At 37.2% G+C, this 22,031-nt stretch carries 18 protein-coding genes and 3 tRNA genes; 19 read left to right on the top strand and 2 right to left on the bottom strand.

Features of this window, described 5'->3' with window-relative positions; all coding sequences use genetic code 11:
* The first annotated feature begins 105 nt into the window (after positions 1 to 105).
* A complete protein-coding gene (locus tag HNQ98_RS04095) occupies positions 106 to 507 on the top strand; it encodes a flavodoxin (protein WP_014973841.1) in 402 nt (133 codons plus the stop codon).
* 30 nt (positions 508 to 537) lie between these two features.
* Here the strand turns inward: HNQ98_RS04095 and HNQ98_RS04090 are convergent, their stop codons facing one another.
* Positions 538 to 1,875 (bottom strand): C1 family peptidase, encoded by a 1,338-nt coding sequence (locus HNQ98_RS04090; protein ID WP_014973842.1) that lies wholly within the window; start codon positions 1,873 to 1,875, stop codon positions 538 to 540.
* A 118-nt stretch (positions 1,876 to 1,993) separates the two neighbouring features.
* Between HNQ98_RS04090 and HNQ98_RS04085 the strand changes: the two genes are divergently transcribed.
* Genes HNQ98_RS04085 through HNQ98_RS04075 form a run of 3 tightly spaced genes read left to right on the top strand, consistent with a single transcriptional unit; the run spans position 1,994 to position 4,019 of the window.
* Positions 1,994 to 2,437, top strand: a complete 444-nt coding sequence (locus tag HNQ98_RS04085) for a DUF3290 domain-containing protein (RefSeq protein WP_014973843.1) — start codon at positions 1,994 to 1,996, stop codon at positions 2,435 to 2,437.
* The gene (locus HNQ98_RS04080; protein ID WP_014973844.1) at positions 2,434 to 3,081 is read left to right on the top strand and encodes a DUF421 domain-containing protein; all 648 of its coding nucleotides are present in this window, start codon (positions 2,434 to 2,436) and stop codon (positions 3,079 to 3,081) included. Before HNQ98_RS04085 ends, HNQ98_RS04080 begins: the two co-directional genes overlap by 4 nt.
* A gap of 50 nt (positions 3,082 to 3,131) precedes the next feature.
* Positions 3,132 to 4,019: a prenyltransferase gene (locus HNQ98_RS04075; RefSeq protein ID WP_014973845.1), complete on the top strand. Its 888-nt coding sequence runs from the start codon at positions 3,132 to 3,134 to the stop codon at positions 4,017 to 4,019.
* A gap of 43 nt (positions 4,020 to 4,062) precedes the next feature.
* Here the strand turns inward: HNQ98_RS04075 and cbpA are convergent, their stop codons facing one another.
* Positions 4,063 to 4,707: a cyclic di-AMP binding protein CbpA gene (gene cbpA, locus HNQ98_RS04070; RefSeq protein ID WP_014973846.1), complete on the bottom strand. Its 645-nt coding sequence runs from the start codon at positions 4,705 to 4,707 to the stop codon at positions 4,063 to 4,065.
* 125 nt (positions 4,708 to 4,832) lie between these two features.
* Here cbpA and pth point away from each other — a divergent pair, with 125 nt between their 5' ends.
* The 15 genes from pth (at position 4,833) to HNQ98_RS03995 (ending at position 21,895) form a co-directional block, all read left to right on the top strand.
* Complete coding sequence (pth, locus tag HNQ98_RS04065; protein WP_135198027.1) at positions 4,833 to 5,399, top strand: aminoacyl-tRNA hydrolase; 567 nt, start codon at positions 4,833 to 4,835, stop codon at positions 5,397 to 5,399.
* Entirely contained in the window at positions 5,400 to 8,930 is a 3,531-nt protein-coding gene (gene mfd / locus HNQ98_RS04060) for a transcription-repair coupling factor (RefSeq protein WP_014973848.1), read from the top strand.
* 39 nt (positions 8,931 to 8,969) lie between these two features.
* On the top strand, positions 8,970 to 9,248 hold the full coding sequence (locus HNQ98_RS04055; protein WP_014973849.1) for an RNA-binding S4 domain-containing protein: 279 nt from the start codon (positions 8,970 to 8,972) through the stop codon (positions 9,246 to 9,248).
* Positions 9,249 to 9,319: 71 nt separating this feature from the next.
* Positions 9,320 to 9,715, top strand: coding sequence for an FtsB family cell division protein (locus tag HNQ98_RS04050; protein ID WP_014973850.1), 396 nt, complete (start codon positions 9,320 to 9,322; stop codon positions 9,713 to 9,715).
* Between the two features lie 26 nt (positions 9,716 to 9,741).
* Positions 9,742 to 11,055, top strand: coding sequence for a tRNA lysidine(34) synthetase TilS (tilS, locus tag HNQ98_RS04045; RefSeq protein WP_014973851.1), 1,314 nt, complete (start codon positions 9,742 to 9,744; stop codon positions 11,053 to 11,055).
* On the top strand, positions 11,055 to 11,594 hold the full coding sequence (gene hpt, locus HNQ98_RS04040) for a hypoxanthine phosphoribosyltransferase (protein WP_014973852.1): 540 nt from the start codon (positions 11,055 to 11,057) through the stop codon (positions 11,592 to 11,594). The genes tilS and hpt overlap by 1 nt, the downstream gene beginning before the upstream one ends.
* Positions 11,595 to 11,616: 22 nt before the next feature.
* Positions 11,617 to 13,722, top strand: coding sequence for an ATP-dependent zinc metalloprotease FtsH (gene ftsH, locus HNQ98_RS04035; RefSeq protein ID WP_014973853.1), 2,106 nt, complete (start codon positions 11,617 to 11,619; stop codon positions 13,720 to 13,722).
* 84 nt (positions 13,723 to 13,806) lie between these two features.
* Positions 13,807 to 14,703 (top strand): Hsp33 family molecular chaperone HslO, encoded by an 897-nt coding sequence (gene hslO, locus HNQ98_RS04030; protein WP_014973854.1) that lies wholly within the window; start codon positions 13,807 to 13,809, stop codon positions 14,701 to 14,703.
* Between the two features lie 156 nt (positions 14,704 to 14,859).
* Positions 14,860 to 16,341 carry a lysine--tRNA ligase gene (lysS, locus tag HNQ98_RS04025; RefSeq protein ID WP_014973855.1) on the top strand — a complete coding sequence of 494 codons (1,482 nt, stop codon included), beginning with the start codon at positions 14,860 to 14,862 and terminating at the stop codon, positions 16,339 to 16,341.
* A gap of 68 nt (positions 16,342 to 16,409) precedes the next feature.
* Positions 16,410 to 16,482: transfer RNA gene (locus HNQ98_RS04020), tRNA-Asn, on the top strand.
* Between the two features lie 106 nt (positions 16,483 to 16,588).
* A tRNA-Asn gene (locus HNQ98_RS04015) sits at positions 16,589 to 16,661 on the top strand.
* Positions 16,662 to 16,692: 31 nt separating this feature from the next.
* Positions 16,693 to 16,765: transfer RNA gene (locus HNQ98_RS04010), tRNA-Thr, on the top strand.
* A 234-nt stretch (positions 16,766 to 16,999) separates the two neighbouring features.
* Positions 17,000 to 18,322: an APC family permease gene (locus HNQ98_RS04005; protein WP_014973856.1), complete on the top strand. Its 1,323-nt coding sequence runs from the start codon at positions 17,000 to 17,002 to the stop codon at positions 18,320 to 18,322.
* 189 nt (positions 18,323 to 18,511) lie between these two features.
* On the top strand, positions 18,512 to 19,897 hold the full coding sequence (locus HNQ98_RS04000; protein WP_184284954.1) for a DUF2130 domain-containing protein: 1,386 nt from the start codon (positions 18,512 to 18,514) through the stop codon (positions 19,895 to 19,897).
* A 60-nt stretch (positions 19,898 to 19,957) separates the two neighbouring features.
* Complete coding sequence (locus HNQ98_RS03995) at positions 19,958 to 21,895, top strand: DNA/RNA helicase domain-containing protein (protein ID WP_014973858.1); 1,938 nt, start codon at positions 19,958 to 19,960, stop codon at positions 21,893 to 21,895.
* Positions 21,896 to 22,031 lie beyond the last annotated feature (136 nt).

Below are 22,031 nucleotides of genomic sequence, written 5' to 3'. Positions count from 1 at the left end.
AGGTTTTTTATTTTGAGATAAAAGGTCTAGCAGACAGAGTTGCTAGGCCTTTTAAAATAAACTATACTATTAGCAATATCTATATAAAATTATTTTGGAGAATTTATGATTATTTATTACTCGCTTTCCGGGCACACTAAAGCAGTTGCAACACAAATTTCTGAAAAAACAGGTGACCGTCTTTATGAAATTGAATTAGATAAACCGTATAAAAACAATCCACTGATGATGGTACGTTTTACGAAAGAAAAAATGACTGGCGTGATACCCATGGTAAAGAAAATTGATATGATTGATGACATCATTTATCTGGGCTATCCTATTTGGGGGAAGGACATGTCATTGGCTATGCAAGGATTTTTGAAGGCCAATGACTTATCTGGTAAAACCATTAAACCTTTTATTACTAGTGACACCAGTGAGCTGGAAATAAGTTTAAGCACATTAAAAAAATTAGCACCGCATGCAAGCATTGATGCTAATTTTAAACCAGAAAATATTGAGTAAGCGACTGTTATATTTTTACTATCTAAATTATTAAGCCAATGCACCCATTGGATCCCAAGGTGCCAGTAATTTTGGTTGATTATTATCGTAAATGTCAACTAATTCATCACTTAAGTACGACTTGTTAACAACAATTTGATAAGCGAATTCACTCATCCATTCATCTGACATGGTGAAGTAACCATCTTTACCAGCCTTTTCACCCCATGAATTTTCAACTTTCCATTTTGTGGGTTGCTCATTTTCGTTTAAATCAACGCCAGTCAAAACCATGGCATGAGTCATGAGACTATCACCATAATCTAAACGTTGTGCTTTAGTCATTTTGGAATTGACTTGGAATAAGTCATCAGTTGAGAAGATACCATCGGCCATTAATCCGTTGTTACGATCGACTTGTGGTCCCATATCAACACCAAACCAAACTGATTTACCATCTTTTAGTTGGGCAATGGCTAGTGATTTCATGGTCTCTATTGTGACGTTTAAGTGTTTGACTTGACGTCCACCGACAACGTTACCGAGTAATTCAACGTTATATGTGGCATTATACGGTTTATCAGCTGTGGGCGCATTAATAATTGACACATAATCAGATAATTCCCAACCAACGAATTTTTCAAAATAAGTTTGTGGCGTTAAGTTTTTGACTATTTGATATTGATTGTCTTTATCACGGTATTCAAAGTTAAATTCTACTGGTGGTTCGCCAAAAGTAATAGTGAGTACGCGGTAAATATTTGCTAATAATGCTTTACGAGTGGCGTCAATTGTTTCCTCACTTGCTTTGTGCGCCACTAAATCGCGTAGAATTGTTGCATCATGGCGTAACAAGGTATTAAATGTCGTGTTGAATTCACGTGATGCGGAAGAGGCAGCAGATTCTGGATAAACAGATTGAGGAACAACGCCATATTTTTCAATGATAGCAACAATCATATCCCATTGCCCACCATCTTGTTGTGGGGTTGTCATCAAGAAGGCAACTTTTCTTGAATCAAGTGGCTCTTGCGCAGTGTCCAAGACATTTTGATAAAAGTAGTTGGCCTTTTCAAATTTGTCCCAGAAGAAGGTATAACTTTGAGATAGTTGGAAATCACTAGGTAATTGGAATAAATCTTTCATATCATGACGCATTGTGTTGAGGGCGGCAAACATCCAGCAACGACCGGATTGTTTTTGATTGGCAACTTTACCAGTATCAAGATCAATTGAAAAAGTTGGGGTATTGGCATTTAGAATTTCGTGGTTGAAACTGGCATTATGGATGCCGTTTTTAATTGTCGCACGCTGGGCAATGGTTGTTAGTGGTGATTGTGCCGCTTGCTTGAAATCAGCAATTTCTTGTTTTGTAATTTCTGAAGACATAATGAACTCCTTTTCATATGATTATAATATAGCGCTTTTGAGTTATTGCTTCAAGTAGAAGGTATATTGAGTTAAACAAAGAATATGATATGATATTTAGCGGAGGGATGATAGTATAATGACTTTTTATTCGGCTGATTATTTAGCAAAACATTCGAGTATCAATGATACGATAGGCATCTCATTGATGGTTATAGCCTTTATTTTGATGGCGGTAGGGGCAGTGGCGTTTATGCGTAACCGTATGCAAACGCGATATCGCGAATTAAGTATTATTGCGCTGCTATTTTTTTTATTTTTAGCTGGTGCGCGATACACAGATTATGAGCAAGCAAAATCGCTAGATAACCAACGAACGCAAATGTCTAGTTTTGGCAAACAATTTGCTAAGGCACAGGGTATATCTACGAAGCAACTATTTTTTAACACGAAGACAGTCAGCGACGGTATGTTAGTTAAAATTGCCAAAAAATATTATCGTTTAACTATGAGTACAGACCAACAATCTTATAATCTCACACGTGTTTATCTAGTGAATTCAGAAGTGAAGGTTATCAAATGAGTATTTATTTACCAATCCTAACAAAATTAGCCATTGGGTTGTTAGCTTTAATTGTTCAAATTAACATCATGGGAAAAGGCAATTTAGCACCAACAAGCGCCTTAGATCAAGTGCAAAACTATGTACTTGGTGGCATTATTGGTGCAGTAATCTATTCCGACACAATTACAGTCTATCAATTTACCATTGTACTAATTATATGGACAATGCTTGTCATGACGGTTAATTTTTTGAAAGAACACAATCGTTTTATTAAATATTTGATAGATGGCCAGCCAAGGGTGGTCGTTGAACGTGGTGCAGTTAATATCAAAAATGTTCTGTCAGCTGGCCTATCTGCTAATGATTTAATGTTTAAACTACGTGCCGAAGGTGTGTACGATCTGTCTCAAGTTAAGCGTGCCATGTTGGAGCAAAACGGACAATTGAACGTCATCTTAGACGGTGAAGAAAACATGAAGTATCCAATTATTTTTGATGGACAAGCAAACACTGATGTTCTGGAAATTATTGGACATGATGAAGATTGGTTATTAAATGAACTTAACAACCAAGGATTTGCACGTTTTAGTGATATTTTTGTCGGTGAGTATCTTGAAGGTCGAGTCCGCTTAACACCTTATGAACGTCAAAAAAATAATTGATAACAACTGATTGTCACACAAAATAATAAATGATCAAAGGATTTTTAATAATGACACCAAAACAATTTTTAGATTTAGTTGAAATTCGTGTAGTTATCCCGAGTATTGCGCCACTTCTTTTTGGTTTGGTATATAGTCAATGGCAATATGCGCGCTTAAATTGGGTAAATTCAATACTCCTAATTATCGCTACTGTTAGTGTGCATTTGGCCGTTAATACATTTAATCGCTACGAAGATAATAAGCGTCAAAAAGCAAATCAATTTTTGCGAGAATCGGCTGCGGGCGATGTTATTACTGACAAACAAGTATTACATGTTGCTGAATTACTAGCAGTTATTGCTGTTGTTGCTGGTATATCAGTTGCATTGCTAACAGATTATAAGACGTGGATTATTGGTATCATTAGCTTTTTAATTGGTTATTTTTATTCGGCAGGACCAAAGCCGATTACAAATACACCATTTGGTGAAGTGGTATCTGGCATTACCATGGGTTATCTCATTTTTGTGGCGCAAGTTTATGTTAATACTCGTATGACACTGTTTCCGTCTGTTTTATTTCAATGGTTTGTTGTGAGTTTACCACTAGTTATTTTCATTTCAGAAATTATGTTTGCAAATAATATTGCTGATTATGCAGAAGATGAAGAAAATAAGCGACATACTTTGGTTCACTACCTTGGTATTACGCTAGCCAAAAGACTTTATATAATGTGGGTAGTACTGGCATTTATCATATTAATGGTAGCAACTGTTATCAATTGGCTACCGATCACTAGCTATGCGTTGATTGTATTGTTACCAATCTTGCTTAAAAATGCACGTGATTTTGTGAATCATCCGATTAAAGAGGAAACTTTTATTTTAGCGATTAAAAACTTAGTCATCCTTATGCTTGGTATGACAGTTGTTGTGCTAGTGGGTATTGGGTTGTAACAAATAAAAAAAGTCAATGATGAGTTAATCACCATTGACTTTTTTATTTGAAACGATTCAGATTCTCAATACTTCGTACCTCAAACTTCTTTCTTTCAAGATGTTTGATTAAACGTGTCAATTGTTCACTGTCTGCTTGTAAAGATAATGTAAATAAAACCGTTAAGGGTTCATTATCAGATTGAATAGTGAGTAGTGATTCAATATTTGAATAACGGGTGATGATTTTTGAAATTTTACTGAGATCACCTTGAGCATTGTGTGTAGAAACGGCAATTGTGACACCGCCAGAACGTACTGACCAGCTTTGTGATAAGAGATCCATTAATTTATCATGAGTGAAAATACCATAAAACTCGTGGTTTTCATCAAGTACAGCAATAAAAGGTAAATCACGAATCGCAAAAAAAACTTCGTAGAATTTGCTGGTTGTGTAAATGAATTTGGTGGAGTTACGCATGATAGCAGTAGCTGGCAAATTCATATCACCACCTTTAGCAATATGTTCGAATACGTGTTGTTTATAAATGTTACCACGGAATAAGCGACCAGATTCATCAAGAATGGGCATTGTCCGAGTATGTGCACTTTTTGAGTCATTGAAAATATCATAAACTTCTTGAATTGTTGTATTTTCAGTAACAGTTGTTAGTTGTGATTTAGGGATTACTAGAGATTTTTGAAACATAATCGTGTCCTAGTCTAATTTTATTATCATGAAATAGCCATATTATATGATAACACAAAATGGTTGTCTGTGCGTGGTATACTAAGAAGAGTGAATGTATAACTTATAGAAAGATAATTTAAAAAATGAAGTTTATTTTTGGTTTGGGTAACATAGGGTCAGAGTATGATCAAACGCGGCACAATATCGGATTTATGGCGCTAGATGCATTTGCACAAGCAAATAATGCCAAATTTTCGCCAAGTAAGCAATTTGCTACGACAGCTAAAATTAATATAGCAGGGGAGCCAGTGATGCTGGTGAAACCAACGACTTACATGAATGATTCTGGTAAAGCTGTTCGTGCAATATTGGATTATTATCAAGGCGATATTGCGGATATATTAGTATTGGTTGACGATATGGACATGTCGCTTGGGAAATTACGTTTTCGCGCAAAAGGTTCAGCTGGTGGACATAATGGGTTAAAAAGCATTATAGCGCATACAAGTTCGCAATCGTTTTTACGGTTGAAATTTGGTTTAGGACATCCAGATCACGAGCAACGCGTGGTGATCAACTATGTATTAGGTCACTTTTCAAAAGTAGAAACGCAAGTAGTTGATGATATGTTAGATCGTAGTACACAGGCAATTTCGGATTGGATAGCTGGTGCAGCTACAACTGAATTGAGTAATAAATATAATGGGTAAATGAGTTTAGTTAATTATTTAGGTCAGACTGATACAATTAAAAATTTGAATCAACAGGCAACTGCGCAATCAGCACAGTTGCTTTTAGGCGTCAATGGTACAGCTCGCGCAGCTAGTATTGCGGCTATGTTTAAAGTACAGCCACGTCAAATGTTGGTTATAACTGATACACAGGCACATGCTGAGCAACTGTACAGTGATTTGACCTCTTTGGTAGGAGATGCGGTTTATCATTTTCCGGCGGAAGAATCCGTAGCCACTGAAATGGCTATTAGTTCACCAGAATTAAGGCGGCAACGTGTACAAACATTAATTGCTTTATTAGCTAATCAGCCAATGCTGGTTGTGACTAATTTAACAGGGATTGAGCAATTATTGCCAGCACCGATGACATTGCGTGAGGCGCAACTCAAGGTGCATGTTGGGCAAAATTATAATTTGAATCAAATCAAAAATACGTTAATGATGATGGGTTATACACCAGTTAAATTGGTCCAAACACCTGGTGAATTTGCACAACGTGGGTCAATTATGGATATTTACCCATTAACTTTAGAAGATCCAATTCGGCTGGATTTCTTTGATGATGAACTTGATCAGTTAAAAAGTTTTGATGTTGCAACACAAAAAAGTATTCAGACGTTAGATGAGATGGCCATCGAACCAGCAACTGATTTTGTTGTCTCGGAAGCAAATTATGATCGAGCTAAATTGGCTATTGAAACGGCATTTAGTCAATATCGTAGCCAATTGCAGGGTGTTGAAAAGAAGCATGCCACAGATGGTTTTAACCTGACACAGCATGTGTTAAATGAAAGACAACGTGGTAGTGAACTACTACCCTATGCGAAACATTTTTTTGATGGACAAATAACGATCTTTGATTATTTAAATGATGATGCTTTAATTGTTCTTGACGAATACACACGAATAACAGAAACAAGTCTACAACAGTTAACGCGTGATCAAGAATGGATTGATAATCAAACGACTAGTTACCAATTATTACCAAATCAAACGTGGCGAGCTGATTTAAATGACCTATTAGGGCACAATACACGCCCAACATTGTATCTTGCTAACTTTCAACGTGGGCTGAATCGCGTTAAATTTACAAATATTGTAGAAGTCACTACACGACCAGCCAATCAATATTATGGTCAACTGTCAGCACTTAAAAATGATTTGGATTATGCCCAAAATGCTGGAACGACAGTCATTTTGCTCATTAATGATGCTAAAAGGCGACGAGATTTTAGTGCATCGTTAGCCGATCTAACAATACCAATCAGTGAAACCAAAAATATACTACCGCATCAAGTACAATTAACAGCAGGTAATTTAACAGCGGGATTTGAATGGCCACAACTACATCTGACAGTGCTAACAGAACACGAATTGTTTGCTCAAGCCAGAAGATCAGCACCAAAAACACGTAAAATTGCTAACGCGGAGCGCTTAAAATCGTACAATGAGTTAAACGTTGGCGATTATGTTGTGCATATTAATCACGGTATTGGCCGTTACGAAGGGCTACAGACTATTGCGGTTGATGGTGGCAAGCAAGATTATCTGTCTATTGCCTACCAAAAAAATGCCAAGATTTTTATTCCAGTCACACAGCTTAATTTAATTCAAAAATACGTTGGGGCTTCGGATACAGCTAAAGCACCTAAATTAAATAAATTAGGTGGTAGTGAATGGGCAAAGACCAAACGACAAGTTGCTGCCAAAATTGAAGACATTGCTGACGACTTGTTAGCATTATACGCGAAACGTGAAGCGCAACAAGGATATGCTTTTCCGCCTGATGATACGAATCAACTGAAGTTTGATACAGCTTTTGGATATCCTGAAACGCCAGATCAAATCCGCTCAATTGAAGAAATAAAAGTCGATATGCAAAAGCCACGACCAATGGATCGACTATTAGTTGGGGATGTTGGTTTTGGGAAAACAGAAGTAGCCTTACGTGCCGTGTTTAAAGCGGCAAATGAGGGGAAACAAGTCGCTTTCTTAGCCCCAACTACTATTCTTGTGCAGCAACATTATGAGACGATACTCGCGCGTTTTAGTGATTTTCCAGACATTAAAATTGGTGTTTTAAGTCGTTTTCAAACACCATCTCAAAATAAAGCAGTGATTAAACAGCTTAATAAACATGAGATTGACGTCGTTGTTGGGACACATCGTTTGCTCAGTAAAGACGTTGATTTTTCTGATTTAGGCCTCTTGATTATTGATGAAGAACAACGATTTGGTGTGAAACATAAAGAGCGTCTTAAACAGTTACGATCTAGTGTCGATGTGCTGACGTTAACGGCTACACCAATCCCACGAACATTGAATATGGCAATGGTCGGCGCGCGTGATTTGTCAATTATTGAAACACCACCTGCCAATCGTTATCCGATTCAGACATATGTCATGGAAGCTGATTGGACGATTGTGCGCGATGCTATTGAAAAAGAATTAGCCCGCAATGGACAAGTTTTTTACCTGCACAATCGCGTAGCAGACTTGGATCGTGTGGCCAGCCAAATTACTGATTTAGTACCATCAGCACGTGTGGCAGCTATTCATGGGCAAATGTCTGAAAGTCAACTAGAAAGTATTTTATATGATTTTTTAAATGGGGACTACGATGTCTTGGTGACCACTACTATTATTGAAACAGGGGTTGATATTCCTAATGCCAATACGTTAATTGTGGAAAATGCTGACCATATGGGCTTAGCACAATTATATCAATTGCGTGGGCGAGTTGGCCGTTCAGCTCGATTGGCCTATGCTTACTTCACTTATCCCTTTATGCGTACACCAAGTGAAGAAGCAGAGAAACGCTTAGAAGCAATTCGCGATTTTACTGAACTCGGTTCAGGTTTCCGCATTGCAATGCGTGACTTAAGCATTCGTGGTGCTGGTGATATACTTGGTAAACAACAACACGGATTTATTGATTCCGTGGGCTATGATATGTATACTAAAATGCTTAAAGAGGCTGTGGCAGAGAAACAGGGTAATGCACCGAAAGATCAGTTACAAGAGACAGATGCTGAATTAATTCTTGGTGTGTTGGCTTATCTACCGGACGAGTATGTCTCAGATAATGCGCAAAAAATTGAGTTATATACACGTATTCGTCAAGCAAAAACAGATGATAACTTTGAAGAAATTGAGTCTGATATGTTGGACCGCTATGGTGAAATGCCTGATGAAGTTGCTCGTTTACTACTAGTAGGTCAGATTAAGCAACTTGCTGATCAAGCACAAGTGACTAATATTCGGCGACAAAGGAACCAAGTAACCATTCAATTTAGTGATCAGGCTACACAACAATTATCAGGAGAAGCTATTTTTGAAACTTTGGTTGATGTGCCTTTGAAAGCTGCTGTTCGTACGGAAGCTGGGGATTTACAGGTTATTTTAACTGTTAACGATGTTGCTGAAAGCAGTATCTGGTTAAATGTGCTGCGCGAATTCCTAGTAGTGGTTGTCAATCGCGACATGCCACAAGACAAAAATGAATAAGACAATACACTATAAAAATTAATAATTAAGGAAAGAAAAATGCGACTAGATAAATATTTGAAGATATCTCGATTGATTAAACGCCGGACGGTGGCTAAAGAAATAGCTGATCAAGGGCGCATTTCAATTAATGGTAAGGTAGCTAAATCATCATCAGATGTATCGACCAATGATGAATTAGAAGTACGCTTTGGTAATAAAACGCTAACGGTTAAAGTTTTAAAAATTGTGGAAACCACAAAAAAGGAAGCTTCTGCTGATATGTATGAAGTTTTGCATGAATCGTATGCGCAAGATTTCCGACAGCAAGATAATTAATTTGTTTAAATATTAGTAAATATTGTTGAAAAGTTCATAAGAACGTGCCAAACTAGTAATAAGTGAATCCTATGTCGACTTATAATAGCAGACAATTGAATAAGCAGCATGTGACGCCTGAAATTAAAACCATTATTCAAAACTCTGAGTCTGCTAATTTGCAGGCTAAGCGTTATTATAAAAAGGCGCACGCGCGACGTGAAAAACGAATTCTACTTTTTGGTGCGTTCATAGCAACTATTTTTGCCGTGCAACTTTTAGTTAGCCAGGTAAAACTACACACAGTTAATGTGACGCTAACCTCTACACAAGATCGTTTAACGGCAGTAGAAAAAACAAATACACAACTCAAATCTAATACAAAGCGAATAAAAGATCCAACTTATTTGCAGCAAATTTTACGTGATAAGTATGGTTACACTAAGCAAGGAGAGATTGTCTATAATCTACCAGTTGACAATAATTAAGCACCTATAAGGGTGCTTTTTCTATCATGATTGAAAAAATTCAGCAACAATTAAATAAATATCAGTGGGATGCAACTTTGGTTGTAGCTGTTTCAGGTGGTGTTGACTCAGTCGTTTTGTTACATGCATTAAGACAACATTTGCCTAAAGCTAAGCTTATAGTAGCACATGTGAACTATCATCTGCGCGAAGAGAGCGATGGAGATGCCGCCTTTGTACAAGCGCTAGCTAAAAAATATGAAGCAACGTTTGAGTCGATTGACTGGTTAGATATTCCTGAAAAGGCCATTGAAAGCCAGGCTCGTACATTACGTTATAATTTTTTTAAACAATTAACAAGAAAATATCAGACACAAACGGTTGTGGTTGCTCATCATGGTGACGATCAAGCAGAAACGGTGTTACTCAAGCTCATTCGTGGCGGTAAATTGTCGCAATTAACTGGGATGCATGTGTATAATCAACAAGTAGTTCGTCCATTTCTGTCGATAACTAAACAAGAAATCATAAGTTATGCACAACAGTATCAGCTGAGTTGGCGAGAAGATTTTACAAATAGTGACACAAGCTATACACCGCGTAACTACTTACGTCATGAGATTTTACCAGCATTTAAAAAAATCAATCCAGAAGCTGTTGCACACATTAATGATTTTGCACAACAACTCCAACGGCAAAATGATTTGATTGCTGAACAAACTAAAATTTATGTGCAAACAATCAGTCATGACTGGACGAAAATTCCAGAAAGGTGGCTTGAGCCAGCAATTGTTGATTTTATTCAACAGCAAGGCGTATATCGTTTAAAGCAAGCGCAGATCATGCAAATCATGCAGCTACTAAAAAATCAGCAAAAACCTGTTGGTAGACTACAATTATCAAAAAATATTGAATTTGTTAAAGAATATCAACAGTTATATGTTAAAAATGCAACAGAAATGACAATTACATCTCAAGTTTTGTCGCCAATTATGTTAAAATTAAATCAATGGCAAATTTTTGCAAACTATGCGGTTAAATGGACAGATTCTAAACCGGATAATGATGTGGCAAGTTTCTCATTTAAACTCGCAAAACCAGTGCCGCATTTGTACTTGCGTCCGGTAGCGACTAGTGATAAACTTGCACTCATAGATGGTCATAAGAAACTACGGCGGTTAGCTATTGACGAAAAATTGTCAATAGCTGAGCGACAAGACATGATGGTCTTAACAACGACTGATGATATCATTGTCGCAGTAAAAATCCGTGATCATTGGCGTGTAAGCGCAGAGTTTACCAGCAAACAAGATGCGAAACTAAATTTAAATTGGTTAGCATGGCGAATTGAGGAAAAGTAGTGGATAACGATATACAAGAAGTATTGTTTGATCAGGACAGCATACACCATGCAGCTGTTCGCTTGGGCAAACAGATTACGAAAGATTATGCTGGTGAAGAACCAGTTGTGTTGTCAGTGTTAAAAGGAGCTTATCTCTGGACAGCTGACTTATTGCGCGAAGTTGATTTGTACGTTAAATTAGAATTTATTAAAATTTCTAGTTATCATGGTGGTGTCAGCAGTACAAATTCAATTTCATTAGTGACTGATATTCATTCAGATGTTCAAGGACGTGATGTCATCATTTTAGAAGATATTGTAGATACTGGACAGTCTTTGCTATTTTTGAAAAAATTATTGGCTGAACGTGGCGCAAAATCAATTCAAGTTGCGACATTATTAGACAAAAAAGAAGGTCGCAAAGTTGAGATTAAAGCTGACTATATTGGCTTTGATGTTCGTAATGAATTTGTTGTTGGTTATGGATTAGATTATAAAGAAATGTATCGTAATTTGCCGTACGTCGGTATTTTGAAAAAAGAAGTTTATTCTGATTAACTTCTAGAATTGAGGAAGCTTAATGAACAATAATCAAAAAGGTGGCTTCTTAAGAAGTTCTGTATTCTATATTTTCATTTTTCTTGCTGTTGTAGGTATGATTTATGGCTTGTTTGGTAATGACAAGTCTACAACGAAAACCTTGACATCAAGCGAATTTATGAAAGCATTGAATGATAAGGATTTGAAGTCAGTCACAGTGCAGCCAAGTAATGGTATTTATAACATTACAGGTGAGTATAGAAAACCGCAAAAGGTTAAGTCGGATAAAGGGTTTAGTGTATTAAAGCAAACACAAACTGCTACACGATACACATCAACATTACTACCTAATGATGCGTCATTGCAGTCAGTGACACAAAATGCAAGAACAACCAATACAGATTTGGTGACGAAACAGCAAGAGTCATCTGGATTTTGGGTTAACTTGCTAGTATCGCTTATTCCAGTAATTTTGATTGTGGCCGTATTCTACGTCATGATGAATCAAGCTGGCGGTGGTAAGGGTGGTCAAGGTGGCATGATGAGCTTTGGTAAGTCCAAAGCTAAGCCATCTGATCCAAAAGATAACAAAGTACGCTTTGCTGATGTTGCTGGTGCAGAAGAAGAAAAGCAAGAATTAGTTGAAGTGGTTGAATTTTTGAAGTCACCAAAGAAGTTTGTAAGCTTAGGTGCACGTATTCCAAAAGGTGTATTGCTTGAGGGACCTCCGGGAACTGGTAAAACATTGTTAGCCAAAGCTGTTGCTGGTGAGGCCAGTGTCCCATTTTTCTCAATGTCTGGTTCAGATTTCGTTGAGATGTTTGTTGGTGTGGGTGCTTCACGTGTCCGTGACTTGTTCGAAAATGCTAAAAAATCAGCACCTGCTATTATCTTCATTGATGAAATTGATGCTGTTGGTCGTCGTCGTGGTACAGGCATGGGCGGTGGAAATGATGAACGTGAGCAAACTTTGAACCAGATCTTGATTGAAATGGACGGTTTTGAAGGTTCAGAAGGGGTTATTATTTTAGCCTCAACAAACCGTTCTGATGTTTTGGATCCAGCCTTGCTACGTTCTGGTCGTTTTGATCGTAAAATTTTGATTGGCGCACCTGATGTTAAGGGACGTGAAGCAATTTTGAATGTTCATGCTAAGAACAAGCCATTAGCAGATAATGTTGATTTGAAAGCTATTGCGCAACAAACACCAGGCTATGTTGGTGCAGACTTAGAGAACTTGCTAAACGAAGCTGCATTGTTAGCAGCCCGTCGTAACAAGAAAAAGGTTGATGCTGCTGATATTGATGAAGCCGAAGACCGTATTTTCCAAGGACCGGCTAAAACAAATCGTGGTATGTCCAAACAAGAACGTCGTGTGACGGCTTATCATGAAGCTGGACACGCATTGGTTGGCTTAGTTCGTTCAGAAGCTTCAATTGTCCGTAAGGTAACGATTGTGCCACGTGGTCGTATCGGCGGTTATGCGTTGATGACACCTAAAAATGACCGTTTTAATCTACGTTACTCAGAAGCTAAAGAACAATTAGCCGGATTAATGGGTGGTCGCGCGTCTGAAATCTTCACATTTAATGAAGCTAGTTCAGGTGCTTCAAACGATTTCCAACAAGCGACAGGATTGGCACGCCAAATGGTGACTGCCTTTGGTATGTCGGATAAGTTAGGTATGGTTCAATTGGAAGGTAATGCCAGTGTTGGCTATGCTGAACAAGCTGGTAATCGTAACTATTCTGATGAAACAGCACGTTTGATTGATGAAGAAGTGCGTCGCTTATCTCAAGAAGCATTTGACGATGCGAAGGCTATCATTGCTGAAAATAAAGATAAGTTAGCTGCAATTGCAGAGGCGTTACTTGAAGTCGAAACACTTGATGAAAAGCAAATTCGTGATATCTATGAAACAGGTAACTTTACACGTAAAGATATCCAAGAAGATGATGAATTAGCTACTGCGAAGTCTTTTGAAGAGGCTAAAGCAGCAGTTGATGCTAAAGATTCAGAAGCAGAAACGCGTTATAACCATGATGATTCAGAAGAAAAAAATGATGACTCAAAGGATGATAGTTCAGAAGCAGAACCATCAAGTGATGATAAGTCAGATGATGACAAGAACGACAAAAATCAGTAAAATAGAAGTTGACGGTAACGTCAACTTTTTTATTGCAGTTAAAAATAACTAACAAATACAAAAAAATAGAGAGATAATCTAACTATGTCAGATCAATTTATTAAAGCGATTACCAAGAATAAGTATTTTCGCGCCTATGCTTTAAATGGCACAGAATTTGTGAAAGAAGCTGCTACAATACATGAAACATCACGTTTAGCATCAGTTGTGTTAGGTCGAGGTATGCTTGCCACAGCTTTGACAGCGCAATCCGTTCTAAAAGGTGAAGAACGGATGTCGATTCAAATTAACGGTCGTGGTCCGATCGGTAACGTTGTTGTGGAAGCCGATGCAAAGGGTAGTATACGTGGCTATGTGACTAATCCAAAAATTGAGCCAATCTTAGATAATGACGGTCGGTTAGACATTCCTGCTGCAGTTGGTACGAATGGTTTTTTGCAAATTACTAAGTTTGCGCCTTATTCAGATCCATACATTGGTCAGAGTCAACTGGTTTCTGGTGAAATAGGGGATGATTTTACGTATTATTTAGCACAGTCTGAACAGATACCTTCTGTCGTCGGTGTGTCGGTTTATATGAATGCTGACGATACGGTGGAGGTTGCTGGCGGATTTCTAGTTCAGGCATTACCAGATGCTACTGATGAGGCAATCAATCAGTTAGAAATGGCATTGAAAAATATGCCGTCTCTCTCAGATATGCTAGTAGATGGCTATACACCACTAGCAGTATTAGAAGCCATTTTTGGTCAAGGTGAAGTCGATATTATACAAGTTGCGGGTGTCGGTTTAGCTGCTGAACCAACTAAAGAGGCATATCATAAAATGTTAACTACCTTACCAGTCAAAGAGGTACAAGCCATGATTGATGAAGATGATGGTGCTGAAGTTGTGGGTAAGTTCTCAGGAAAACGTTACTTTTTCACGCCAGATGAGTTACGTGAAATCATTTCTGAAATTAATGAAAACAATGCTGACTAACCTTTGAGCTTATGACAATTTTTTGGTATAGTTAATATTAGTGAAAACTTTTAAAATCGGTCAGTATATACTGGAATAAAATGGAGGAAACGTGTTCGTGGACGCTTAAAACTAATTAATTTTTAGGAAGAATGCGCACCGGAACACTTTAAACATATGGTAGAAGAAAAAGCCCTCAATGATCAAATGTTAGCACGTCGCCAAAAACTAGCAACAATTGTTGATGATTTACATTTGGATCCGTTTGGTAAGCGTTTTGAACGTACTGCCAAGGCACAAGATTTGCATGATTTATATGATAACAACACACTCGAAGAACTCGAATCTGCACAACATGAAGTGATTATTGCAGGTCGTATGGTTGCTAAACGTGGTGCTGGTAAAATTATTTTTGCTGATTTTCGTGATGTTTCTGGTAAAATTCAAGTCTATGCTAAGCGTGATGATTTAGGTGAAAATTATCCTATTATTAAGCGCGCAGATTTAGGTGATTTTCTTGGCATTCAAGGCATTGTTATGAAGACAGAAGCCGGTGAATTGACAATTTTGGTAACAAAGTTGACTCATTTGACCAAAGCTTTACGTCCAATGCCGGATAAGTTTCATGGTATTGCTGACGTTGAAACGCGTTATCGTAAACGCTATTTGGATTTAATTGCTAATGAAGATTCATTTAAAAAATTCCAATTGCGTTCAAAAATTATTTCAGCTATTCGTGCCTACATGGATTCACAAGATTTTATGGAAGTTGAAACACCCATTTTGCAAACTGAAGCAGGAGGTGCTGCTGCACGCCCCTTCATTACACACCACAACGCTTTGAACATTGATATGTATATGCGTATTGCTACTGAATTATATTTGAAGCGTCTAGTTGTTGGTGGTTTTGAACGTGTTTATGAAATCGGACGTATTTTCCGTAACGAAGGTATGGATCCAAAGCACAATCCAGAGTTCACAACAATGGAGTCATACGCTGCTTATATGGACTTTACAGACGTGATGAATGAAACTGAGGGCATCTTCAAAGCAGCTGCAGCTGTTGTGTCAGATGACTTGAAAATCACTTATCAAGGAACAGAAATTGACCTTGGTGTAAAGTTTGCACGCAAACACCTCGTTGATTTGATTAAGGAACAGACTGGTGTTGATTTCTGGAAAGAAATGACTGTTGCGGAAGCGCAAAAGTTAGCTGATGACAAACACGTAAAGTACGAGAAGTACTGGGGTGTTGGTCACATCATTAATGCTTTCTTTGAAGAGTTTGTTGAAGATACCTTGATTCAACCTACTTTTGTCTATGGTCACCCAGTCGAAGTTTCACCTTTGGCTAAGAAAAACGCTGATGACCCACGTTTTACTGATCGTTTTGAATTATTTATTTTAGGTGCTGAATATGGTAACGCCTTTACTGAATTAAATGATCCAATTGACCAACGTGCACGATTTGAAGCACAAGTGGCTGAACGTGAAAACGGTAATGATGAAGCCGAAAATATTGATGAAGACTTCATTGAGGCATTGGAATATGGTATGCCGCCTACAGGTGGTTTGGGGATTGGTATTGACCGCTTGATTATGCTCTTGACAGACTCTGATACAATTCGTGATGTTTTGTTGTTCCCGACAATGCGTTAAATTAATAAAAAAGCTTGACATGATGACCAATTATTAGATATAATAATTAAGTTGTGTTAAGCAATTATTCCGACTTAGCTCAGTTGGTAGAGCACCTGACTGTTAATCAGGTTGTCGTCGGTTCGAGCCCGACAGTCGGAGTTTTATGAGAAGCAAATCTTATTAGATTTGCTTTTTTTGTGACTTGAAAAGTGTTGACAAATAAGAATGAAACTGGCATAATTAAATAGTTGTGTTAAGCAATTATTCCGACTTAGCTCAGTTGGTAGAGCACCTGACTGTTAATCAGGTTGTCGTCGGTTCGAGCCCGACAGTCGGAGTTATCAGATAACTCATTATAGTTATCATCTTGCCGATGTAGCTCAGTTGGTAGAGCACGGGTATCGTAAACCTGGGGTCGGAGGTTCGATTCCTCTCGTCGGCACTAAACTAAAAATAATAAAAATGCTAGTCAACAAATAATTGACTAGCATTTTTATTTTGATCAATTATCTTATTTTTTAAATTGCACGGTAAATGTCAGGATAATTGTTAGCAGGAGGACAGTAATTATTAATTCAAGAATGATGCTTTTTAAGAAATTGAAAAATGGTATGTTTGTTGTCTAATAACCTGTTAATATAGAAAGGTATCATTAAATTTAGTTAAAGAGGTAAACATGGGGACGAATCAAAATCTTAATCGCACCATGACGTTAATTCCGGCTATTTCAACTGTTGTGGGAACAGTCATTGGTGCAGGCGTGTTCTATAAAGCCTCAAGTGTCGCTAATGCGACAGGTTCAACGAGCATGTCATTATTTGTGTGGTTAGTGGGTGGCTTGATTAGTTTGGCTGCAGGTTTGACAGGTGCTGAATTGGCTGCGGCATTACCACAAACAGGCGGTATGTTGGTATATATCGAACGCGCCTACGGTAAATTAGCGAGTTATGTATTAGGTTGGGCACAAATTATTATTTATTTCCCGGCTAGTTTAGCAGCTAAAGGCATTATCTTTGGAACGCAGGTAGCTAATCTCTTTCACTGGGGATATGTGGCTATTATTCCTTCCGGAATTGCCGCACTGGTGTCAGTTGCAGCTATTAATATGTTGGGTTCAAAAATCGCTGGTCAATTCCAAGCCATTACGTTATTTTTCAAGCTGATTCCATTGTCATTGATTATTATTTTTGGGCTATTACAGCCAGGTGGTGTTGATGTGAGCATTTTTCCAGTGGTTCCAGGTCATGCGGTTGGTGGTTGGGCTTCGGCTATGGGTGCTGGATTATTGGCAACCATGTATGCCTATGATGGTTGGATTCATGTCGGTAATATTGCTGGTGAAATGAAAAATCCAACCCGCGACCTGCCTCGCGCAATTGCTGGTGGATTACTGGGTATCATGTCAATTTATTTGCTTGTTAATTATGCTTTTTTACATGCTTTACCTTTTAATGCGATTCAAGGGAATGCCAATACTGCGATGGATGCTGCACAACAAATTTTTGGTGGCTTCGGTGGGAAGTTGATTACAATTGGTATCTTAATTTCTATTTATGGCACCTTGAATGGTTATACAATGACTGGTATGCGCCTACCATATGCCATGGCTTTGGAAAATAACTTGCCATTCTCAAACCAGTTAGTGAAGTTGAACCGTTTCCAAGTGCCCTATGTTGCTGGCACTTTCCAACTTGTCTTAGCGATTGGCTTAATGTTTATGGGTGGCTTTGATATGCTGACGGACATGCTAGTTTTCGTTATTTGGTTGTTCTACACTTTGGTTTTTGTCGCGGTCATTAAGCTACGCCACACAGAGCCTGATCTTAAACGACCTTACCGTGTACCTCTGTATCCGATCGTGCCTATTATTGCGATTTTAGGTGGTTTATTCATTATTGTGATGACACTTATGACAGAATGGCAATTAGCATTGACTGGTGTCGCTGCGACACTTGCAGGATTACCATTGTACTTCATCATGCAAAAACGTCAAAAATAAATGACCAAAAAACGACTGTTTTGTGATCAGTCGTTTTTTATTTCTATATAATTATCTAATACTTTTATTCACACAAAACGATACAGATACTTTATGCCATTGATATCATAAAATTTAATTGGTTAAAACAAACTTTGTTATAATAAGAATAATTATGTACTTTTAAAAAAGATGGGGGATTGACTAAGCATGTCAAAAATTAAATTCCATATTGCATCACAGACAGAACTTGTCTTGGATCAAACAGCCCAATTAGGGGATGTTGTTGATTTAACTGATGAACAGAACATCGACACCAGCGTGATTAATGGAAAAATAGCTGAGATTCTCGATGAAAAGTTAGCACAAGCTAAGGAAGATTGGGAATCACAGCAAGATAAACAAACCAAGGCAGAATTAGCGAACCAATTACAGCAGCAAAAACAGCAGTTTCAAGAAAATATTAATGATAAAGCCACACGGATTGTTGAATTAGAAACACAGCTTAAAAGCATTGCCCAACAAAATGAAGTTGAGCTTAAATCACAATTGGTCCAAAAAGACTTAGATTTACAAGCTACCATTACTCAAAAAGAATCGGAAATTGTGGCACTTGAAACCAAGATTGCATCAATTAAACAACAGAACCAATCTGAGTTGGAAACGCAGTTATTGAAAAAAGATGCTGCAACACAAGGTGAATTAGCGGAACGTGATCAGAAATTGTCAGAGCTAACGTCTCAATTGCAATTAAAAGATCAAGAAAAGCAGTTACAGCTCGCTAATATCCAAAGTCAATATGAAGCCCAATTAAAAACAGCAAACGAACAGGTAGAATTTTATAAGGATTTTAAGGCACGCCAATCAACTAAAGAAATTGGTGAAAGTTTGGAACAATATGCCATGACTGAATTCAATAAAATCCGTCCATATGCCTTTCCTAATGCCTATTTTGAAAAAGATAATACATTATCAGAAGCGAACTCAAAGGGCGACTTTATTTTCCGTGATTATCAAGAAGATATGGAATTTATCAGTATTATGTTTGATATGAAGAATGAGGCTGACACGACAGCAGCAAAACATAAGAATACCGACTTTTTCAAAGAATTAGATAAAGACCGCCGTGAGAAAAAGACTGAGTACGCAGTCCTTGTTTCAATGCTTGAAGCTGATAGCGACTTATATAATACAGGCATTGTCCAAGTTAATGACTATGAAAAAATGTATGTTATTCGTCCGCAATTCTTCATTCAATTTATCGGCGTGTTGCGTAACGCTGCACTGAATACTGTTGAATATAAGCAAGAATTGGAACAAGTTCGCGAGCAAAATATTGATATCACACATTTTGAAAGTGATCTAACCAATTTTAAGAACGCTTTTGGTAAAAACTACCAGAGCGCATCAAAGAATTTCAAAAATGCTATTGACGAGATTGATAAATCGATTGCACGCATGGAAGCTGTTAAACGGTCATTAACAACGTATGAGAATCAATTACGTTTAGCTAATAATAAGTTGGATGATGTGAGTGTTAAGAAGCTAACACGTGGCAATCCGACGATGAAGGCGAAGTTTGAGGGTGTAGGGTAATAACATAAAAAGCAACATAATGTTGCTTTTTACGTTATTGTGTTTTGAGATAATTAAGCTATGAAAATATATGAATTAATTAAAGAGAAACGTGAAAATAAAGGACTTACTCAAGAAAATGTCGCGCAAGTTTTGAACGTTACTAGGCAAGCCGTTCAAAATTGGGAAAAAAATAAGCGGGCAATACCCAATGAGTTATTAGCTGAATATTTTAATTTGTTGGAATTAAATGCTCATGAAATTCTCTCAGTATTTGATTTTTTAGAAAGTAATAATTTAATAATGACTGCCATTGACTACTCTAGCGATGGTATCATTAAATTTGAAAAAAACGAGAGAAATACTATTTTGTCCAATTATCCAACACTTTATTTAGGAGTTGGACAAAAGTTGAATCAATACTCGGGACAGACTAAGCAATTAGTCTATGTCGGTGAAGCAAGTTCTATTGTACGTAGAACAATGGAGCATCTAAGATCATCTGATGATAAGTTAAATGCTATTAAAAGTGATTCTGATGGGGAAAAAGAAAAACTTTACATCATTGGACATACAAAATTTAATAAATCTGCAACACTTGAACTTGAGCAAATGTTTATGAATTACTTGTTGGGTGATAAAAAGTTTGAAAAAATATACAATGGTCGTAATAATGGACTATCGATTGACTTCTATGGTCGCGAAGCCTATAGAACAGGAATATTTCCTGAAATATGGGAACGTTTATATAAACAAAAGGTTGTTTCAAGTATTCGTGATATACGTAATTCAGCACTGTTTGCTAATAGTCCATTTAAGTCTTTAAGTCGACAACAGGAGCAAGCAAAAAACGAAATAGGACTTGTCATTGCAGAAACACTTGTGAATGGCGCAAATAATAAAGTTATCAAGATTCAAGGATTAGCCGGTTCAGGTAAAACGGTTCTAATGTCTCAACTTTTTTATGATATTTGGCGTAATCCATACCCGGTTTTAAATGATGATTTGAAGACACAACATACATCAAAAACGGTTTTATTAGTACGTCATGAACAGCAACGGCGAACCTATGAGCAAATTGCAAAAAAGCTCAATATGGGTAGTGATGTTGTTATGGACGTACCAAGATTTATTAATGAAGGGAAAATGGTTGATGTTCTCCTTGTAGATGAAGCCCATCTCTTGTGGAGTGGTAACTATGGTCGAGTTAATAAAAATCAGTGGAAACCCGACTTGATCGCTTTGCATGAGTTAGCTAGAACATTAGTCGTAGTCTATGATCCAAAACAAGTTATATCAGCGCGAAGTAAGGTAGAGAATAATGTGGATTTGTTTAACTTACTTAATGGACTGGATACCAAAACAGTCTACTTAGATGATCAGTGGCGTATACAAGCTAATCAAGAAACACAAAAATGGATTAAAGACTTAGCACATTTTGAAAAAAATTCACTAGTTACTATTCCTGATGATGAAGCATATGACATTAAATTTTTTGATGAGGCTAAAGCATTTAAAGAAGCAATTAAAATTAAAAACCAAGACGATGGCTTAAGTAGAATAGTAGCAACATATGATTGGCAGTACTCGCAAAAATCAAGACCGAAAGATGGAAAATATTGGACGGTAAACTTTGGTACTGAAGTAATGCCATGGAACTTAGAATTATCTGAAGTGCAAGAGGCTCAGAAAAAGCAAATACCTTGGCAAGAAATTAATGAAAGTATTGGTGAAGTTGGGAGTGATTTCACTGTGCAAGGAATTGATTTAAACTATGTTGGTGTGATTTTGGGACCCTCCATTATATGGAACGAAAAATCAAATTCTCTAGACATTAATGCAGATTTTTCATATGATCATCTTAAAATTCGAAAAGAAAATGGAAACTATAATACAATTGAAAACAAGGCATTTTTAAAAAACGTAGTCAATATTCTATTAACACGAGGTGTTCATGGTACTTATATATATGCTGTAAATAACGAACTACGTCAAAAATTACAGTCTTTGAATAAATAAAGACCAAGAATTCATAAAAGAATTATTTTTAAGTTTATAATCACAGTATTATTGATATCAATGTGGTTATTCGGTCAATTACCACTATTACATCTTTTGAAATTATTTTAATTATAAAAAGCCAAACGAGTTTGGC

It is taken from the genome of Leuconostoc carnosum (genome assembly GCF_014207505.1).
GTDB lineage: Bacteria > Bacillota > Bacilli > Lactobacillales > Lactobacillaceae > Leuconostoc > Leuconostoc carnosum.
The sequence above is the reverse complement of the archived record's forward strand: the minus strand, read 5'-3'. Positions and strand labels throughout refer to the sequence as shown.

Excerpts from the sequence above, each read along its gene's own strand:
- HNQ98_RS04095 (WP_014973841.1), top strand. The coding sequence starts at position 106 with ATGATTATTTATTACTCGCTTTCCGGGCACACTAAAGCAGTTGCAACA.
- HNQ98_RS04090 (WP_014973842.1), bottom strand. The coding sequence starts at position 1,875 with ATGTCTTCAGAAATTACAAAACAAGAAATTGCTGATTTCAAGCAAGCG.
- HNQ98_RS04085 (WP_014973843.1), top strand. The coding sequence starts at position 1,994 with ATGACTTTTTATTCGGCTGATTATTTAGCAAAACATTCGAGTATCAAT.
- HNQ98_RS04080 (WP_014973844.1), top strand. The coding sequence starts at position 2,434 with ATGAGTATTTATTTACCAATCCTAACAAAATTAGCCATTGGGTTGTTA.
- HNQ98_RS04075 (WP_014973845.1), top strand. The coding sequence starts at position 3,132 with ATGACACCAAAACAATTTTTAGATTTAGTTGAAATTCGTGTAGTTATC.
- cbpA (WP_014973846.1), bottom strand. The coding sequence starts at position 4,707 with ATGTTTCAAAAATCTCTAGTAATCCCTAAATCACAACTAACAACTGTT.
- pth (WP_135198027.1), top strand. The coding sequence starts at position 4,833 with ATGAAGTTTATTTTTGGTTTGGGTAACATAGGGTCAGAGTATGATCAA.
- mfd (WP_014973848.1), top strand. The coding sequence starts at position 5,400 with ATGAGTTTAGTTAATTATTTAGGTCAGACTGATACAATTAAAAATTTG.
- HNQ98_RS04055 (WP_014973849.1), top strand. The coding sequence starts at position 8,970 with ATGCGACTAGATAAATATTTGAAGATATCTCGATTGATTAAACGCCGG.
- HNQ98_RS04050 (WP_014973850.1), top strand. The coding sequence starts at position 9,320 with ATGTCGACTTATAATAGCAGACAATTGAATAAGCAGCATGTGACGCCT.
- tilS (WP_014973851.1), top strand. The coding sequence starts at position 9,742 with ATGATTGAAAAAATTCAGCAACAATTAAATAAATATCAGTGGGATGCA.
- ftsH (WP_014973853.1), top strand. The coding sequence starts at position 11,617 with ATGAACAATAATCAAAAAGGTGGCTTCTTAAGAAGTTCTGTATTCTAT.
- hslO (WP_014973854.1), top strand. The coding sequence starts at position 13,807 with ATGTCAGATCAATTTATTAAAGCGATTACCAAGAATAAGTATTTTCGC.
- lysS (WP_014973855.1), top strand. The coding sequence starts at position 14,860 with ATGGTAGAAGAAAAAGCCCTCAATGATCAAATGTTAGCACGTCGCCAA.
- HNQ98_RS04005 (WP_014973856.1), top strand. The coding sequence starts at position 17,000 with ATGGGGACGAATCAAAATCTTAATCGCACCATGACGTTAATTCCGGCT.
- HNQ98_RS04000 (WP_184284954.1), top strand. The coding sequence starts at position 18,512 with ATGTCAAAAATTAAATTCCATATTGCATCACAGACAGAACTTGTCTTG.
- HNQ98_RS03995 (WP_014973858.1), top strand. The coding sequence starts at position 19,958 with ATGAAAATATATGAATTAATTAAAGAGAAACGTGAAAATAAAGGACTT.